Below are 17,614 nucleotides of genomic sequence, written 5' to 3' on the forward strand. Positions count from 1 at the left end.
GCCTAACGGCTGGGATTTTTTTTTCATCCTGCAAATAACTAGCTAATTCAAACCCTAATTACTTCAAGGAAATCATTCGCTTCGGTTGTGGTAATGCTTCTTCCTTTTTTGGAAGTTCAATGCTTAGAATTCCGTTTTCATAGGATCCTTTGATGGAATCCTGATTTACGGTTTCTGGCAAGTTGAAACTTCTCTTGAAAGATTTCTTTACAAATTCCTTTCTGGTAAACTGCTCTGTTCTCTCTTCATTCTCTTCTTGAACTTCTGACGAAATGGTCAAGACATCCTTGTCTACCTCGATGGCTACATCTTCTTTAGTAAAACCTGGAATAATCATTTCAAGATGGAAACCTTCATCGTTTTCTGAGATATTTACCGCTGGCTGACTTGTTCTCACCGCAGTACCTCCAGAATAATCATTGTTAAACATTTCATCTATTAAAGATGGTAACCAATTATTTGCTGTTCTATGTGCTAATTTCATAATTGAAAATTTTTAAATTAATATTTACAAAAAGGAATAGTCAAATAAAATACCAAAGGAAAAAAGCGACACAATGTCGTTTTTTATTCAAATATATATGTCATGTTGTCTAATTACTGGTCTCAGAGTGAATTTCTAACAGTTCACTTGGCGGAATTTCTCCATGTGGATAACGCTCCATTGTGCTCAATAATTTGTTAACGGTCACACCACGTATACCGTATCTTAAGGCAATCTCATGCAATAATTGTAACTCGCTATCATCCACATTTCCATCAATATGCATCATCAACATCAACCTATGAAAATGGATGATTCTTTTGATAAACTGTTTGGGCGGTTTGACGGGTTCATTATCTGGATTTTGTAGCATATCATTCAGCTGCTCCTCACCTACCTCAATGCGCACAGCAATAGCTTTTATAAATTCGATCTCTTCCTTTTTGAGGTGATTATCAGCATGAGCCATGGCTATCAACTCTTTTAAAATATCGGTTTTTTCCTGTATGGTGTAGGACATAACAAGCAAGCTTTCTGTGAAAATAATCAATCCTTATGAAATTATTAACCCATGAGCACGCCCTACACCATAAATTTAACCTATGATTATAATTACCCGCCTACGTTCCTTTTTCAATGTCATTACCAGTACGATAGCCTTTTATCCCACACTATACTCCATAGTTGCGGTATTCTTTGCATTTGCAATGATCTATGCAGAATCTCGTGGTGTTTCAGGTTTCCTACAAGAAAATGCTCCAGTACTGGTTATCAATAATCGGGATACCGCACGTAATTTATTGACCACACTCATCGCCGGTGGATTGAGCATGCTGGTCTTTTCATTCTCAATGGTAATGCTACTTTTGAGTCAGGCAGCTGCAAATTATTCCCCACGGGTATTGCCCAGCCTGATATCCAATAGACGACACCAGACGATATTAGGAATTTTCCTCGCCATGATCCTTTACAACATCATCACCATGATGGCGATTGAACCAGATGGAGACAATTACCAACTACCTGGATTTTCAGTATTACTAGGCATCATAAGCGCTGTATTTGCACTGGGCGCGTTTGTGTATTTTATTCACAGCATCTCTTCCAGCATACAGATCAATAATATATTGAATAATATTTATTCGCTTTCGCGAAAGCGATTACAAGAACTAGTTGAAGATCATGACTACGGTCATAGTTTTCCAGATTCATCAGATTGGTACGTTTATCCCACCAACCGAAGCGGTACCATCCAAAACATCAGCATTTCAGGCTTATTGGATCTTGCCCAGGATTGCAATACTAAATTAGATGTATTAGTTACTAAAGGGCTTTATACATTCACAGATCAAGAATACGTCAAGTCAGAAAAAGAGCTCACAGACGACCAAATTCTAGAGCTAGAAAAAAACTTCAATTACACAGAATCAGAACTGGTTAGCGATAACTACGTGTTGGGCTTCAAGCAAATTACTGAAATAGGTATTAAGGCCATGTCACCTGGAATCAATGATCCAGGAACAGCTCTGGACACGATCAATTATTTAACCGAATTGTTTGCATTGCGTTTGCAAAAAAGTGATGAAAGTATCGTCCTGGATGAAGATAATAATCCAGTAATCAACCTTAAAGTTATCTCGTTTAAAGAGTTGATATTTAACGTTCTAGCACCATATCGAACCTATTGCAAACATGATGTAACGGTAATGCAAAAGTTGCTCTCCATGATTTCGCAACTTCTACAAGTAGAAGCAAAAGAAGATTATTATAAAGAGATTCTCACTCGTGAGGCAACCATGATGATGGAAGATGCCAACAAATCAATCAATAACCCAATTGACCTATTGGTGCTGCAGGGAATTTATGATAGAATGAATATCACCGATTAGTACTGCTCGCTATCATTAGGAAAATCAGAGCTTTTCACGTCATCAATATATTGTGAAACAGCGCTTCCCATATCTTCATATAGATTCATATAACGACGTAAAAATCGTGGGTGAAACTCGTGCGTCATTCCAAACATGTCATGAGAAACCAGTACCTGACCATCCACACCACCACCAGCTCCAATTCCTATTACTGGTATGGAAAGGCTTTGCGCTACCTCTGCGGCTAGAGCAGCGGGAACTTTTTCTAGAACCACAGCAAAACAACCTAATTCCTGCAAGGCTATCGCATCTTTCTTGAGTTTTTCTGCTTCCTCTTCTTCTTTAGCTCTTACGGTATACGTTCCAAACTTATAAATAGATTGTGGTGTCAATCCTAAATGTCCCATCACGGGAATTCCAGCATTCAAAATGCGTCTAATCGATTCCATCACCTCACTACCACCTTCCAGCTTCACGGTATGGCCTCCACTTTCCTTCATTATTCTAATAGCAGATCGCAGCGCTTCCTTGGGGTCACTTTGATAACTACCAAAGGGCAGATCAACAACAACCAGCGCACGTTCTGTTCCTCTTACCACGCTACTAGCATGATAAATCATTTGATCAAGTGTGATAGGCAATGTCGTCTCATGACCAGCCATAACATTACTCGCACTATCACCTACAAGAATCACATCCACACCTGCATTGTCAATGATTTTTGCCATTGTAAAATCATAAGCTGTCAACATGCTAATTTTTTGATTAGCGGCCTTCATTTCAGTTAGCGATTTGACGGTAATGCGTTTGTATTCCTTTTTGGCTGTGGACATATCTTCGTTTTGTTGCGTAAAAATAGTAATATTAAATGCACTTAAAGAAAACCATCATGTTCAAAAATATTCTTTTACCGATTGTAGTTCTCGCTATTAATTTCACTTTCGCGCAAGCGCAAACTAAATCAGATTCAATGGCATCGCAGGAAAATTTAGAAGTTAATTCCCGACTAATATCTGCAACTGCATCCTCTACAGTTCTGCTCAATGAACATCCAGCCGGTAAGGCGGTTGAGTTATTCTTTCAAAATTTCCATAAACAGGATACCGTAGCACTGAAAAATCAATTCGTAGAAAACGCCAGTATGCAATCATTAGCAATTAGAGGATCTGACCGCAAGCTAAGTACAACAACCATTGACGACTTTCTAAAATCCATTGCGTCGATACCACAAAAAGTCTCTTTTGAGGAACGGCTGACTTCTTTAAAAACTACTGCAGACAATGACATCGCCAGCGTCCATACAGATTATGAATTCTATGTCAATGGAAAGCTATCGCATCGCGGCCGCAATGTTTTCACCATGATTTATATAGATGACAGCTGGAAAGTTGCTCAAGTAACGGATACTCGAGAATATTAATTACATCCAGTGACGCTTGGAAACGAGCACTAAGTTGTGTAATCTATTCTTAAGATCGGTAATTTCTTTTTTATAGAAATACCGCAAACCGCGTGAACCAGCAGCCGTGTGAATAGTGAAATGAACTTGCTGTCGACGCTTGAGAAATACACTACGCCACTTCTCAACAGCTTGAATTTTATAAATAGGAATAAGGATGGTTTTGTGAAACAACCATCCAGACCGCAGCTCTACCAACTCTTCATCTGAATCAATTCTGGTATTCTGTCCATCGCGATACGAGGTGTAAATCAGCCAATTAAATAACAAAAATGCCAAAACGCCAAGCATATAAATCTCAAAATAAACTGATGCAGCAATCGAAAAAATCAAGGGCAAAAATGTCGCGTAAAAAGTCAATCTAGCGTGTGATATAGCAATGGACTTTGAAGGCTGAGCAGACTTTTCTATGGTGTGGTCAAAAATTAATTCTCTCAAAAGTGCAATCATTGCTGGACTGCAAGCAGGAACCTCTGCTCCTGTAGAAGAAATTCCCTGTGATTGGGCTTGATGGATTTTAGCTGTTTGATAATTAAGCATCCTACGCAGTGGATTACTATAGAATTCTAAAATCTGTATTTTCTGAATAGGGATTTTGATCTCTCGTCTATTGAGCAAACCCATCTCAATTTCTAAGTAGTCGCCGCTACGTCGCAGTTTGTAGCCATAATATTTATTAAAAACTAGAACCACACTTACAATTACTGAAACTAGAATGAGCGAAAGTGCAGCAACAACCAATAAACTCAAACTGGCATAACCCACCATATTTTCCCACTCAAACCCTTCAAATAAATCACCATAGAATTTCTCAACAAAGTCCTTGATGTTATACCAGAATCCAAACACTACACCTAGTGCAAGTCCACCACTGCGCAAGTGGTTTTGGGTAATACCAATTTTAAAAAGATCTATAATCCCAAGCGATAAAAGCTCGCTGGTTTTAACAGCATTTCGTTCTACAGGCGTCTCTATAGAGTTATCACCTGTGGATCCTTCTAGATTTTCTTCATCTAAAACCAAGTTTTGTTCACGCTTGTCCTGCAACAGATTTTTGAAAGATTCTGCAAACGACCGACTCAAACCTGGAATCTCAAGCTCTTTGGCTTTAGAGCCTGCGGTGTCCACTTCAACAGCAACGAGTTGAAGAATTCTTTGAACGAGATTCTGCGTGATATTGACAGATTGAATGCGTTCTAGAGGAATAGCTTTACGCTCTTTGTTGAGCACACCTTTTTGAATGATGAGCTCATCTTCCTCTACGTGAAAGGTAAAATAGTAGTAACTAAGAATTGGTGATACTAAACCCAGGATTACCGCAACGGCAGCAATACCAATCATTATTCTATAATCCGCAAAATTATTGATCCCAAAAGCCGAATAAAGAGCGACCGCAATGAGTCCCTTAATATTTTTGAAGACGTAAAGCAGTATGCTTTTGCGACTCTGTCGTCTTGGTTCGCTCAAATCAAGCATGCAGTGCGGTCTTGTGAGAAATAAATTCCTTCAGTTTTTTAGCATCTTCTGGATCAAGTCCAGATAAACTCAGGTCTGAAGAGCTACCACCGGCGGTATAAATCTCCAGTTCACATAGATTGAACAAACGGTCGATGGGACCATCTTTAATTTCTGTATGCTGTATCCTATTGAATGGTACTGTAGTCTCATGATGAAAAATCCAGCCATGCCGGTACGTTATATCCAACTCCCTAAGCACATAGCCACGCACGAAATATTCTTTGTATGAAAAAAACAAGGTAATCAGTAATAACACCAACCATATTGGAATAACTGACCAAGTGAACCATTGTTCATCAATCACAAAAATGAAGCTAATGGCCGCTATCAACAACGGTACAAAAATGATAAGCTTCGATAGCAACTTTTTATTCAAAAAGCGTTTAGGATGCTTTTTGAACTCTGAGTTTTCCAACGGTGGTAACTCTACCGGATAAACTTGGTCATTGGTCATAATTATTGATGTTTGTTGAGAATAGCGCCAAAATCTGGTTTGAAATAATCTGGTCCTTTCAAGACTTTTCCATCTTCTCTATAAATTGGCTCACCATCAGCACCTAGTTTGCTCATGTTGGATCGCTGGATCTCATCAAAGACATCCTCAATGACATCGTGCATTCCATGCTCGATGATAGTTCCACATAAAATGTAGAGCATGTCGCCCAGTGCATCTGCTACTTCAATGAGATCATCATTTTTAGCGGCTTCTAAATATTCCTCATTTTCCTCAAGCATCAATTCATAACGCAACAACTTACGTTCCAGCGAGATATTGATTGTGGGTTCGTCCTGAATATTTAATTTGAAGGCCTTATGAAACTCTCTTACGGCATCGATATTCTTCTTCATGGTTTGTTGATCTATTGTATTGTAATTTTACAAAAAATATGACGGTTATGAATTTTTCCATGTTAGCGATTAAAGATGCCATGTTCTCTGATGGCCAGCTAGTTTTTGCAGCGCTATTTTTTGTGGCCTTTGTGATCTTGATTTACTTCATGTATGGTAAGGATAAAATCCTGCATCGCAAAAATTACAAAGGCGTCAAGTGGATTTTGGTTGGTTTTCTGGCATTCTTTCTTTTACTGCTTGCGATAAAGTTTGGTCTCAAGGAATAAGAATATAATTGTTCCGCTTTCGCGAAAGCGAGATTCCCTACAGACCTCAACAAAAAATATGGAGCAAAAAAAAGAGACCCTAGTTGGGTCTCTCTCTTTTCTACAATCTACTCTACAAATTGTACTATAAAATCGTTGTGTGTTACTCTACGTTAAGGTAGATGCTGGAGATACCAGATACGGACTGTTGCATCATGGGCTTCATGTTTCCAGTAGTATTCATGTCAAAGGCAAGTGCCATACCACCGTTGGTAGCGCGCTCTGCCGTGTAAAGGACCTTTCCAATGTTGTCGTATTCCAGATCAACCGGATTTCCAAGCATGCTTTCTGCACCGCTTACCGTGTTTACCTCGCTTATCGTACCGTAAGCCTCAAGACCGCTGTAGATGACAGAGAAGTTCTTGATCGTGTGGATCGCACCGTCGCTGTCGTCCAATGGGTTTCTAACATCTGCAAGGAAGAGTTGGTCCTCAACCTCGTCATAGGTGATTCCTCTTAAGGACTGTGCTCCTTCAATAGTGATCTGGTCGTCTGCGGTAAGCTCACCACTAGGCTTTGAGAAAAAGTCGTTGTAGACTGCTATTCTACCGCTGTTGTCTATGGCTGCGTATAAGGTGTTACCCGCAAGGAAGATTCCCCAGTGTTGGTTACCGGTCTCATATACGTTTACCAGTCTAACACTGTTTGAAGTGGACTCATATACATAGAACTTGTTGCTGTCGCGTGGTCCAGTGGCATCAGAGGATACCACGATACGGTCTCCAGAGATGGCAATATCCCTTGGGTTCTCTACCTGTACGTCAGACATGATGGATGGTGCAAGTGCTGCACCGGACTCGTTGTTGTTAAGGTTCTCAAATACAAGGACGTTACGCTCTGATCTTGAAGCCTCAAAAAGACAGTCGTTGATTGGATCGTAGTGGATACCGTTACCGTCTGTACTTGCAGACTTGAATGATTTGTTGGTGATGTTCTTTCTATCGGTCATATCAAACATGTTGATCTTGCCTGATGTGTTGCTGCCTGTAAACAAGGTTACTTTGGGACCGCTTACCAGTGCGCTGGTATCGTCGATACCGTCCATACCTTCAGAGTCAGTGGAACAGGAAACAAAGGTTGCTGCTGTAAAGAGGATGGCTGCGGTGAGTGTAAATTTTTTCATTGTGTAGAGATTTAGATTGTTATCGTTTTATTGATGATCCAAATATGCGACACATTTAAACGATAAACAAACAAAAAACGTCGATAAAATGCACATGACCTACTTAAATAACTAATAAACAGTATATTAAAACATTGTCATAAAATCGCCTTAAATTACACTTAAACAGATAATCGTGTATTTGAACTGATTTATTTATAAATCTATCCTGAATTGAATCTTATTATATTTGAAATAAATAGGTATCTCATGAACATTTATCAAATGAATCACCTCGCACTCGCAAAGAATTTGATGGTCGTAATAGGACTATTGGCCATTTATTCCTGCAAGGATCGCAGTCCGCAAAATGTATTTGAGCCCAATCCAGTGATTGCTGTAAATGATCAAGTCATTGCTAATCCTATATATAATGACTCTATCATTTATTACAACGACTTCAAATCCAGCTACGTTGACCAGCGCAATGTAGAAGTATGGTTGCCTGCCGGCTATCCTAAAAAGGACGTGAGCTACCAGGTTCTTTATATGCACGACGGCCAGAATGTCTTCAATAAAGAAACGTCCAGCTACGGCACTTCTTGGGAGATCGATGAGAAGATGGATTCCCTATTGACGGCTGGTGCTATATCGCCTACCATTGTTGTGAACTCATGGAATACGGGAAAGAAACGGTTCAGCGAGTACATGCCTCAAATGCCCGATGATGCGGTTGAGTCAGCTTTCGCGAAAGCGCAATTAAAAGAAAATACAGGATACGACAGGTTGTATAGCGACGACTATCTAAAGTTCATGACGGCAGAATTGAAACCATTCATAGATCAAAACTACCAGACTTCTACCTTGCGGGAAGACACTTTTGTCATGGGCGCGTCCATGGGCGGTTTGATCTCAATGTATGCACTTATGGAGTATCCAGAGATTTTTGGAGGTGCTGGATGTTTGAGCACTCACTTTCCAATTCCAGTTTTAGGAGAAGCCATGATGCAGGATATCCCTAACCGCATTCCAGATCCTAAAACGCACAAGTTCTATTTTGATTATGGAACCTTAACGCTAGACGCAGCCTATGAACCTCATCAAAACCGAGTGGATCAAATGTTCAAAGAAGCTGGATACAATCAATCCAACTACAGATCCATAAAGTTTGAGGGCCATGAACACAGTGAGAAATTCTGGAATCAGCGAGTGGCAACACCGCTGGTGTTTCTATTGAAATGATTACAAGTTCACTCGCAGTCCTAATTTGTAATTGCGACCACGTGTCTGGAAACCGTAAAGTTCTGTAAAGTCCTCGTTGAACAAATTAGATACACCAGCAAAAAAGGTCAAATCCTTATTCTTCAATTTATAGGTGGCATCAATATCCACCAACTGATAAGCATCCAGTGTAACCGATTCCGTAACGAAAGTCGTGTTATTGAAAAAGGCATCCTGTCGTGGATCGTTGTATTGATATCTCAACGTCACATACGTGCGATCCATCACTAGCGAGCGTATGGAAGCATTGACTTTTTGTTTTGGAACTCTTGAGATCACAAGATCATCAGTCCGGTCTGCGAAAGAGTAATTGGCTTGCACATCAATCCTCTCGTTAATACTGGTCTTTAAACTAGCTTCAAAACCGAACACTTGTGTGTTGATATCAGCATTAGCATAGGAACCTGCAAAAGTCACTGGATCGCTTATAAAAATCACTTCGTTTTCTGACCTACGGTCAAAAACACTCACGGTTAAACTAGTCTTGTTCATAAACCACTCTGCTCCTACTTCTCTAGTTGTGTTGGTTTCTGGCTGTAGATCTGGATTACCTAGATTGAAGCTTCGATCAAATAGTTGATACAGCGATGGCGTGATGTAAGCCGTGCTATAACTACCGTAAACTTTCAAAACTGATTCTTCAAGATCAAAATCCACTGACGGATTCACACTATACACAAACTCACTATCATAATCGCTGTGAATATTGTAACGTATTCCTGTATTGAGATTCAAGCCAAAACTACTTTCATAAACTACGTTCACATAAGGATCATAGATCTGAAAATTGGTATCGTCCTCGTTTGCTGTTTCTTCAAAATTAGTTCCATCAAATGGCACTGACTCACTTTCAAAACTATCGGTTCTAAAATTGAATCCTAGAATTGTCTTTAATTCATGAGCACCATCTGCAGATAAGTTAAAGGCATACTTGTTATATAGGTCCAGCGAATATCCATCTGCATTGAATATAGTAGGCGAGCCACTACGTGTATCTCTTCTCGTATGAGTGCTCACATCATTGTACACAATGGATCCTTTATCAGAGTAATTGTATTCTGCATTGGTTCCCCAACGTATTTGTCTGCTGTAAGTTTCATTATCTGCGTCTGTGAAATCAAAGTTGTCAAATTCAGCTTTGTATTCATCAAAGGAAACGTAGCTCGTCAACTTGAAATTATTCTGATTATCGTATCCTATTCTTCCCAATCCATTCACCCGGTTGAATTTATCTGCTCTAGCATCACTACCATCTAGAGGTTCCACGGCACTCAATCCATAAGTGTATTGATGATGAAATCCTGCCGCATAAGTCAAACCATTATTCAATCTACCACTAGCATTGATGGAGTTGGTAATCTCATCAGGACTAAACTCTTGATCCTCAGCACTGGAGTTGGTACCCACGAATGAACCAACCGATATTCGCAATTTTTTTCTCGCAGCTTCCTTCAGCTTAATATTGATGACCGCTGTACTGGCATTTGCTCCATAAAGTGTGCTCGATGCACCTTTTAAAATTTCAATTTCCTCAATCTGACCCAAGTCAACTAATCGCAAATCAAAATCACTGGCAATCAAACTAGGATCGTTTACTTGAGCGCCATCGATAAGAAAAGATACTTGTCGATTGTTCCCACCACGAATAAAGTAGGATAAGTTCTGACCGGTATTACTACGCGCACCATTGATCTCAATACCTGCATATTGGTTCAAAAGATCGGCAAGGCTGGAGGCGCTTTGCTTTTCAATATCTGCTTGTGTGATTTTGATAACGGGTTTACCGCTGTCCTTACGATCCTGTTCAAATTTGGAAGCTGAGGTTACCGTTACCTTTTCCAATCTTGTGGTAGTGGTATCAATTTGTGCGGTTACAACTAGACTTGAAGCAAGTGAAAATGCTACTAAAAAATATTTGATCATCGATCTCTTTTAAGATCGGGAACACGTGAAGATGGCTTGATAACGCAGCCAATAAGCCGCATTCTCATAACAAGATTTATTAAAAACCTATCCATCGCACACCTCTATCCCGAAGGTTTACAATTCAAATTTGTTATGGCAGGTCTCCTGACTTGAATATCTCATGGCCTTCCCGATTGCTCAGTGACGTGTCATGAAATCCCAATTTCTTGGGCTGCGCAGGTAGCACAGATTCTTTACAGTTGCGGGAACAGTTCTGGAGTTGCACCAGATTCCCTTTTAATACGCTTTCGCGAAAGCGGAACTACTCATAATAATTTTGCAACCAACGAGGTTGCTGAGCAGTGCCGAAGCAAAAACATAACCTATAACTAGCCGCAAATGTAACTACATTAAATGGACTGCTCACCAATGTTTAGCATATTGATAATTGTGGATTGATTCCATGGAATAATTCTATTTTTGGCGTCTATGGACAAATGGACATTTCTCGCCTGCTCGATTTTTATAAGTTTCTTCCTCTCGTGTAAAAACGAAAATCCAGCTGATTCAAGTACAGAAATCAGAGTCACAGACACTCTAGAAGTCAAGTATGCCAAAGGTTTTGACTTGAAGACTATTGATGGTGGCTACCGTTTGACCATCAATAATCCATGGCCCAGCTCTACAGATACGCTGCAATTGGATTTCCATCGTATCGCAAATATTGGCGATGTAAATATTCCGATCAAAAAATTAATAGCCACATCCACGACACATATACCGCCACTTGTTTTATTGCAAGAAACAGAAAAACTCATAGGGTTTCCAGATACTGATTACATAAGCTCGCCAGAAATGCGCAAACATATTGACGCAGGCGATGTGGAAGATCTAGGTGCTAATGAAGAGGTGAATCTGGAACGCACGATTGCACTAGTTCCAGATCTTGTCATAGGCTACGGCATCGATGCAGACAATCCAACTTATGAACGCATGATGTATGCTGGCATTCCTGTTCTTTACAATGGCGACTGGACCGAGCAACATCCGCTAGGACGAGCGGAATGGATCAAGGTTTTTGGGATTTTGTTTGATAAGGAAAAGGAAGCATTTGATATTTTCAACCAGATTGAAGCCGATTATCTAGCTGCCAAAGCCAGCGTTAAAGAACTTGAAAAACCCACCGTCATTGCTGGTGCCACCTGGAAAGACGTGTGGTATTTACCATATGGAAACTCCTGGCAAGGTCGCTTGATTGAAGATGCTGGCGGCTCTTACATTTATAAAGAAACCCAAGGATCTGGATCATTATCATACAGCATGGAAACCGTATTGAAAGATGCACAAACAGCCGATTACTGGATCGCACCTAGTCAATACACATCCTACTCTCAAATGCTAGCCGATAATAAATCTTACGAACTTTTCCAGGCATTTGAAGAGAAGAAATTATACACGTTTGCCTTGCGACAAGGCGCGACTGGCGGTGTTATTTATTATGAATCTGCAGCCATGCGACCAGATCTTGTATTGCAGGATTTGATTACCATCTTTCATTCTGAACCTGGTGAAAACCGAGAACTCCACTTCTTTGATCCATTAACTGATTGAAAACGTCCACCTACATAGTATTGATCGCTCTGCTCCTGCTATTGTTTATAGCGGATATCGCTTTAGGATCTGTGTACATATCGCTTTCTGACATTTGGGATATTTTGATGGGCGCGCCAGACACTACAGATGAATATATCATCACACAGCTGCGATTACCTAGAGCGATCATGGCCGTACTTACTGGCGCAGGACTTGCCATCGCCGGTATGTTGATGCAGACATTGTTTAGGAATCCGCTGGCGGGACCTTTTGTGCTGGGAATTTCATCTGGTGCAGGGTTGGGCGTCGCAATTTCTATCATGGGCAGTTCCTTGTTGGGATTCTCATTGGTTTCTGGATTTGGGGTAATCGCCTCCAGTATTGCGGGAAGTTTGGCCGTTTTTTTGTTGATTATTTTGATCTCATTCCGTATCAAGGATACGATGGGATTGTTGATTATAGGTTTAATGGTTGGCAGCCTGAGTAGCGCTATCGTTGGTATTTTGCAATATTTTAGTCCCAGCGAGCAATTGCGACGTTATGTGTTTTGGGGTTTGGGAAGTTTAGGAAACCTCACCTGGAATGAGTTGGCGGTCATCGCCTTTCTTGTAGTGCTGTCGTTAGTGGCGCTATTACTCATCATCAAACCATTGGACGCATTACTACTGGGAGAAACTTATGCTCGCAGCCTAGGAATCAACATAACCAGAACACGCTGGATCATCATTTCCATTACCTGTATCCTGGCAGGCAGCATCACAGCATTTGCTGGACCCATAGCATTTATAGGCCTTGCCGTGCCGCATATCGCCAGATTGATCTTGCCCAGTATGGATCATAAGAAGTTGATTCCGCTGGTGATCATCATCGGTGCATCGTTGTTACTTGCCTGTGACATGGTGGCTCAACTGCCATTCTCAAATTACTCGCTGCCCATCAACGCAGTCACATCGCTGGTAGGCGCACCACTCGTCATTTGGCTCATCGTCAAAAAAAGATACCTTAGATTCTGATGCTGGTTTTACAGGACATAAAAATAGGTTACGACAGCCAGACGCTTGCAAAATGTGTAGGTCATATCGCTTTCGCGAAAGCGAAATTCATAACCATCATAGGTGCAAATGGTACGGGCAAATCCACCTTGTTGAGATGCATGGCAAACGGTAGCCACTTACTGGATGGAAACGTCTCACTCAACGGCGCATCAATCACCGAAATCAATCTGGAAGAACTCTCACAGCAAATCTCGATCCTGACCACAGACCGATCGATGAGCACGTCCATCACCGTACGCCAATTGCTGGAAATAAGCCGCGCGCCATATACCAACTTTCTTGGGAAACTCACACCAGCAGATCAATCAGTCATCGATCAAATCCTAACCGACTTTGAACTAACCGAACTGAAAGAAAGACAGCTTTCTACCTTGAGCGATGGGCAGTTGCAACGCGCACTTATAGCGAGAGCGTTAGTTCAAGAGACGGAATATATCCTAATGGACGAACCGTCGAGCCATCTCGATATCCATCACAAAGCAGAACTATTGATACTGCTCAAAAAACACTGCAGGAACCATAATCGGACGATCATTTTTTCCTCACACGAGATTGCTATGGCAACGGTGCTGGCAGATCAAGTGGTATATTTTCATGAAGGATACATTCGGTTCAAAAGCATAAGGGAATTCAAGGAAAAGAACATTCTGGAACAAATGTTCCCATCACCGTTTTTGAAATGGGAGAATGGAAGTTATAGCATTAGTGAATCCACAGGCGAAATGTGAATAACTGCCGCGATTCATTTTTAGATCGCCGGCTATGACTTTGTAACTTTACGATAAATCAAATTTTATGACGGCAGATGTGTTTGCGGTGCTTTTGCTCATCGCAGGATTAGTGGTTGGAGCCTTAATAGGCTGGTTTTTTGCCAAGAGCAAATTTTCATCGCCATTGCAATTTCTAGAAACGGAGAAAGAAAGGCTATCGCTATTAGTTGAAGAAGGAAAGCAAGTCACCAGCGAGCGTGATCAATTGCGCAACGCACAAAGTGCGTTGAGTGCAGAAGTTTTTCAGAAAAAAGAAACTCTAGAAGAATTGCGTACGAGACTTTCCAAAACGGAAGAAAACTACACAGAACTAAATCGAGAAAAGGAAAACCTGAGCGTCCAACTCGCCCAGATGCGCACCATCCACGAAAAGGCAGAAGAAAAATACTCCAACTCACAAGCGGAACTTGAAAAACTGAATGAGAAGTTTACCAAGGAGTTTGAAAATCTTGCGAATAAAATTCTGGATGAGAAAAGCACCAAGTTCACGACTCAAAATAAAGTGAATATCGAGCAGATCTTGAATCCGCTGCAGGAGAAAATCAAGAACTTTGAAAAGCGTGTTGAGGACACACATAAAGATACCATCGATCGTCAGAGTTCCCTGCGCCAGCAAATTATAGGCTTAAAGGAACTCAATGAGCAAATGAGTAAGGATGCCAGCAACCTTACCAAAGCCTTAAAAGGAGATTCTAAAATGAGAGGTAATTGGGGTGAGCTTGTTCTTGAACGTGTACTATCAAAATCTGGACTTGAAAAAGGATCAGAATATGAGGTGCAACAAAGCGTTAGAACAGAAGATGGCAAGACGTATTTTCCAGATGTGGTTATTCATCTTCCTGGCGGTAATAAAATGGTGATTGACTCTAAGGTTTCCCTCAATGCTTATGAGCGCTGGGTAAATGAAGAAGATGAAGATCTGCAGAATCAATATTTAAAAGCGCACGTGAACGCTTTGCGTAAACACGTTAGCGATTTATCTGCTAAAAATTATCATGAGCTCTACTCCATCGATAGTCCAGATTTTGTATTGTTGTTTGTACCTATTGAACCAGCTTTTGCAGCAGCCCTTAATGCAGACAACAATGTCTATACAGACGCTTTTGACAAAAATATTGTGATTGTCACTCCTACTACATTATTGGCGACTTTGCGTACCATTGATACCATGTGGCAAAATGAAAAGCAGCAAAAGAATGCGTTAGACATTGCTAAAGCCGCAGGGTCGCTTTACGATAAATTTGTCGGCCTTTCTGATGATCTTATCAAAGTGGGCGCGCAGCTCGACACAGTAAAGAAATCATATTCTGCTAGTATGAATAAATTGACTGAAGGTTCTGGAAACCTGATAGGTCGTGTAGAACGTCTCAAAAAATTGGGAGCCAAAGCCAATAAATCCATCAATGAAAAGCTCGTACGTCGTGCCGTTGACAACGATCCCGATTATTTGGAATTGGATGCAGCTGATGATAGTGAAGAGTAGACTTTTATAAGTACACCTCTAGCAGATTATATTACACTTTTAGGTAATATTCTGTATTATTACGCATTTACGTAATATTTTTAATTATTACGCTTTTATGTAATAATATGCTTTTATTACACATTTATGTAATATATTTGAATTATTACATAATTACGTAATACCTATGCAAGTAGTTATAGCCGGCGATATCATCAATTCCCAAAAGCACGATCCAGATAAATATCTGTCCGTGTTAAAGGATATCTTGAGCGCGTATTCCACAGAAGGAATGTATCAAATTTATAGAGGCGATAGCTTTCAGGCAAAGTTGAACCAGCCTGAGCAAGGCCTACTCACATCCATCAAATTAAAAGCTGCATTAAAAAGGTTTGAGAAGCTAGACGTTAGAATCGCTATAGGCATAGGAAACATTCAAATCGCAGAAAACAATATTGCCATATCTACCGGTAGCGCATTGACCCGATCTGGAGAACTGCTGGACTCCCTAAAGAAAAAGGGACAAAACATCATGGTGCGATCAGATCATCAGCTAGATAAGTATATGAACACCGCATTGAAAATGGCAATGCTTTATATGGATGACTGGACAGAGAATGCCGCGGCAATAGTCTACGAACAATTAAGTCATCCAGAATGGACTCAAGAAGAACTAGGGAAAAAACTAGGCATTCAACAGGCAACGGCAAGCCGTAGACTTACTCGTGCCAACTGGCATGAAACACAGGAGCTATCACAATTATTTGAACAATACTATAACGACGTAAGCAATGGCGCTAGCACTACTATTTAGGTTACTTATCGCGCATCTTGCGGGAGACTATCTTTTCCAGACCAACAAAAGCGTCAAAGACAAGGAAGAACGCAAGATCAAATCTACCGCATTATATATCCACATATTAATTCACGGTGCACTTACCATGATTGCCCTATGGGATCTAAGACTTTGGTATGTGGCGGTGATCATAATGATCACGCATTACCTCATCGATCTGGGTAAACTGTACGGCACAAACAAGAAGAACAAACGCTGGCTTTATCTCGCAGATCAGGTGGCGCATATTTCTGTAATCATAGCGATATGGATCTTTCACAATCAAACGTTTACCGAAATGAATTGGGAGTTGCCTGCACGATTCTGGGCATTTGTCTTATGCCTTTTGTTTCTCACCACACCGGTAAGCTTTGGACTCAAGATATTCTTCACACGCTGGAAACTCAATCCTGAAAGTGCAGGTATTGATTCGCTCAAGAATGCGGGCAACTGGATAGGCATTATTGAGAGACTTTTGGTTTTTGTCTTTATCGTAGTGGGCCAATTCGGTGCGGTTGGATTTTTACTGGCGGCCAAATCTGTTTTTAGATTCGGCGATCTCAACCGCGAGAGTAATATGAAGTTGACGGAATACGTTTTGATCGGGACATTGCTTAGTTTTGGTATCGCGATCCTGACGGGAATTGCCTTTCAACAAATACTTGGATTATGAGAAAGATTCTGGGCGTTATCCTCGCCACCATTCTATTGCTTGCCGTGATATGGTATGCGTTTCTATATTTTGCCACCTACTCTGACGGTTACCGTAGTGGTGAACTGATCAAGTTTTCCAGCAAAGGATATCTAGTTAAAACTTGGGAAGGAGAGATTTCTCAAGGGATTTCTGGAGCACAGATTTTTTCGTTCTCAGTTTTGGATGAGGAAGAAGAAGTTATCAAAAAGCTGCAGGAATATCAAGGGCAGTACGTCAAACTGAAATATGAAGAGCGTTTTGGCACCTTTTTCTTTTGGGGAGATACCAAATATTTCATCACAGAAGCCTCTCTGGAACAATCACCGCACTTCAATCGCAACTAGTTTGTAGCTAGTTCCTTTTTCTAGTTTCAAAGTAAATAGATTTTGAATGATCTCGCTTTCGCGAAAGCGTAACAACCCACCACA

At 40.7% G+C, this 17,614-nt stretch carries 19 protein-coding genes and 1 riboswitch; of the genes, 11 read left to right on the plus strand and 8 right to left on the minus strand.

Features of this window, described 5'->3' with window-relative positions; all coding sequences use genetic code 11:
- Nucleotides 1-58: 58 nt before the first annotated feature.
- Nucleotides 59-484 carry an Hsp20/alpha crystallin family protein gene (locus BLO34_RS05965; protein WP_090753449.1) on the minus strand — a complete coding sequence of 142 codons (426 nt, stop codon included), beginning with the start codon at nt 482-484 and terminating at the stop codon, nt 59-61.
- A gap of 109 nt (nt 485-593) precedes the next feature.
- The gene (locus BLO34_RS05970; RefSeq protein ID WP_090753451.1) at nt 594-1,004 is read right to left on the minus strand and encodes a TerB family tellurite resistance protein; all 411 of its coding nucleotides are present in this window, start codon (nt 1,002-1,004) and stop codon (nt 594-596) included.
- Between the two features lie 82 nt (nt 1,005-1,086).
- Between BLO34_RS05970 and BLO34_RS05975 the strand changes: the two genes are divergently transcribed.
- Nucleotides 1,087-2,373 carry a DUF2254 domain-containing protein gene (locus tag BLO34_RS05975; protein ID WP_090753453.1) on the plus strand — a complete coding sequence of 429 codons (1,287 nt, stop codon included), beginning with the start codon at nt 1,087-1,089 and terminating at the stop codon, nt 2,371-2,373.
- Here the strand turns inward: BLO34_RS05975 and panB are convergent.
- Nucleotides 2,370-3,188 (minus strand): 3-methyl-2-oxobutanoate hydroxymethyltransferase, encoded by an 819-nt coding sequence (panB, locus tag BLO34_RS05980; protein WP_090753455.1) that lies wholly within the window; start codon nt 3,186-3,188, stop codon nt 2,370-2,372. The two genes, BLO34_RS05975 and panB, sit on opposite strands and share 4 nt — an antisense overlap.
- Before the next feature lie 35 nt (nt 3,189-3,223).
- On the opposite strand from panB, the gene BLO34_RS05985 reads away from it, so the two are divergent.
- Nucleotides 3,224-3,775 carry a nuclear transport factor 2 family protein gene (locus BLO34_RS05985; protein ID WP_090753457.1) on the plus strand — a complete coding sequence of 184 codons (552 nt, stop codon included), beginning with the start codon at nt 3,224-3,226 and terminating at the stop codon, nt 3,773-3,775.
- Here the strand turns inward: BLO34_RS05985 and BLO34_RS05990 are convergent, their stop codons facing one another.
- Genes BLO34_RS05990 through BLO34_RS06000 form a run of 3 tightly spaced genes read right to left on the minus strand, consistent with a single transcriptional unit; the run spans nt 3,776 to nt 6,181 of the window.
- Nucleotides 3,776-5,290: a PH domain-containing protein gene (locus BLO34_RS05990; protein ID WP_090753460.1), complete on the minus strand. Its 1,515-nt coding sequence runs from the start codon at nt 5,288-5,290 to the stop codon at nt 3,776-3,778.
- On the minus strand, nt 5,283-5,786 hold the full coding sequence (locus BLO34_RS05995; protein ID WP_090753463.1) for a PH domain-containing protein: 504 nt from the start codon (nt 5,784-5,786) through the stop codon (nt 5,283-5,285). The genes BLO34_RS05990 and BLO34_RS05995 overlap by 8 nt, the downstream gene beginning before the upstream one ends.
- A 2-nt stretch (nt 5,787-5,788) precedes the next feature.
- Nucleotides 5,789-6,181 (minus strand): nucleoside triphosphate pyrophosphohydrolase family protein, encoded by a 393-nt coding sequence (locus tag BLO34_RS06000; protein ID WP_090753465.1) that lies wholly within the window; start codon nt 6,179-6,181, stop codon nt 5,789-5,791.
- Nucleotides 6,182-6,228: 47 nt separating this feature from the next.
- On the opposite strand from BLO34_RS06000, the gene BLO34_RS06005 reads away from it, so the two are divergent.
- A complete protein-coding gene (locus BLO34_RS06005; protein ID WP_317039258.1) occupies nt 6,229-6,450 on the plus strand; it encodes a hypothetical protein in 222 nt (73 codons plus the stop codon).
- A 142-nt stretch (nt 6,451-6,592) separates the two neighbouring features.
- Here the strand turns inward: BLO34_RS06005 and BLO34_RS06010 are convergent, their stop codons facing one another.
- A complete protein-coding gene (locus BLO34_RS06010) occupies nt 6,593-7,612 on the minus strand; it encodes a hypothetical protein (RefSeq protein ID WP_090753469.1) in 1,020 nt (339 codons plus the stop codon).
- 249 nt (nt 7,613-7,861) lie between these two features.
- On the opposite strand from BLO34_RS06010, the gene BLO34_RS06015 reads away from it, so the two are divergent.
- Nucleotides 7,862-8,833 (plus strand): alpha/beta hydrolase, encoded by a 972-nt coding sequence (locus BLO34_RS06015; RefSeq protein WP_231959574.1) that lies wholly within the window; start codon nt 7,862-7,864, stop codon nt 8,831-8,833.
- On the opposite strand, the gene BLO34_RS06020 is transcribed toward BLO34_RS06015, so the two are convergent.
- On the minus strand, nt 8,834-10,795 hold the full coding sequence (locus tag BLO34_RS06020; RefSeq protein ID WP_231959575.1) for a TonB-dependent receptor plug domain-containing protein: 1,962 nt from the start codon (nt 10,793-10,795) through the stop codon (nt 8,834-8,836).
- 119 nt (nt 10,796-10,914) lie between these two features.
- A riboswitch (cobalamin riboswitch) is annotated at nt 10,915-11,119 on the minus strand.
- Between the two features lie 147 nt (nt 11,120-11,266).
- Between BLO34_RS06020 and BLO34_RS06025 the strand changes: the two genes are divergently transcribed.
- The 7 genes from BLO34_RS06025 to BLO34_RS06055 all read left to right on the plus strand — a co-directional run bounded on the left by BLO34_RS06025 (nt 11,267) and on the right by BLO34_RS06055 (nt 17,530).
- Nucleotides 11,267-12,388 (plus strand): ABC transporter substrate-binding protein, encoded by a 1,122-nt coding sequence (locus tag BLO34_RS06025; RefSeq protein WP_090753471.1) that lies wholly within the window; start codon nt 11,267-11,269, stop codon nt 12,386-12,388.
- On the plus strand, nt 12,385-13,383 hold the full coding sequence (locus BLO34_RS06030; RefSeq protein WP_231959576.1) for an iron ABC transporter permease: 999 nt from the start codon (nt 12,385-12,387) through the stop codon (nt 13,381-13,383). Before BLO34_RS06025 ends, BLO34_RS06030 begins: the two co-directional genes overlap by 4 nt.
- Nucleotides 13,383-14,153 carry an ABC transporter ATP-binding protein gene (locus BLO34_RS06035; RefSeq protein ID WP_090753474.1) on the plus strand — a complete coding sequence of 257 codons (771 nt, stop codon included), beginning with the start codon at nt 13,383-13,385 and terminating at the stop codon, nt 14,151-14,153. Before BLO34_RS06030 ends, BLO34_RS06035 begins: the two co-directional genes overlap by 1 nt.
- Before the next feature lie 67 nt (nt 14,154-14,220).
- Entirely contained in the window at nt 14,221-15,678 is a 1,458-nt protein-coding gene (gene rmuC, locus BLO34_RS06040) for a DNA recombination protein RmuC (protein ID WP_090753476.1), read from the plus strand.
- A 166-nt stretch (nt 15,679-15,844) separates the two neighbouring features.
- The gene (locus BLO34_RS06045; RefSeq protein WP_090753477.1) at nt 15,845-16,471 is read left to right on the plus strand and encodes a hypothetical protein; all 627 of its coding nucleotides are present in this window, start codon (nt 15,845-15,847) and stop codon (nt 16,469-16,471) included.
- Complete coding sequence (locus tag BLO34_RS06050) at nt 16,449-17,165, plus strand: DUF3307 domain-containing protein (RefSeq protein ID WP_090753479.1); 717 nt, start codon at nt 16,449-16,451, stop codon at nt 17,163-17,165. Before BLO34_RS06045 ends, BLO34_RS06050 begins: the two co-directional genes overlap by 23 nt.
- A complete protein-coding gene (locus tag BLO34_RS06055) occupies nt 17,162-17,530 on the plus strand; it encodes a 6-phosphogluconate dehydrogenase (RefSeq protein ID WP_090753481.1) in 369 nt (122 codons plus the stop codon). Before BLO34_RS06050 ends, BLO34_RS06055 begins: the two co-directional genes overlap by 4 nt.
- Nucleotides 17,531-17,614: the final 84 nt, after the last annotated feature.

The sequence above is a fragment of the Nonlabens sp. Hel1_33_55 genome, from assembly GCF_900101765.1.
Classification (GTDB): Bacteria; Bacteroidota; Bacteroidia; order Flavobacteriales; family Flavobacteriaceae; genus Nonlabens.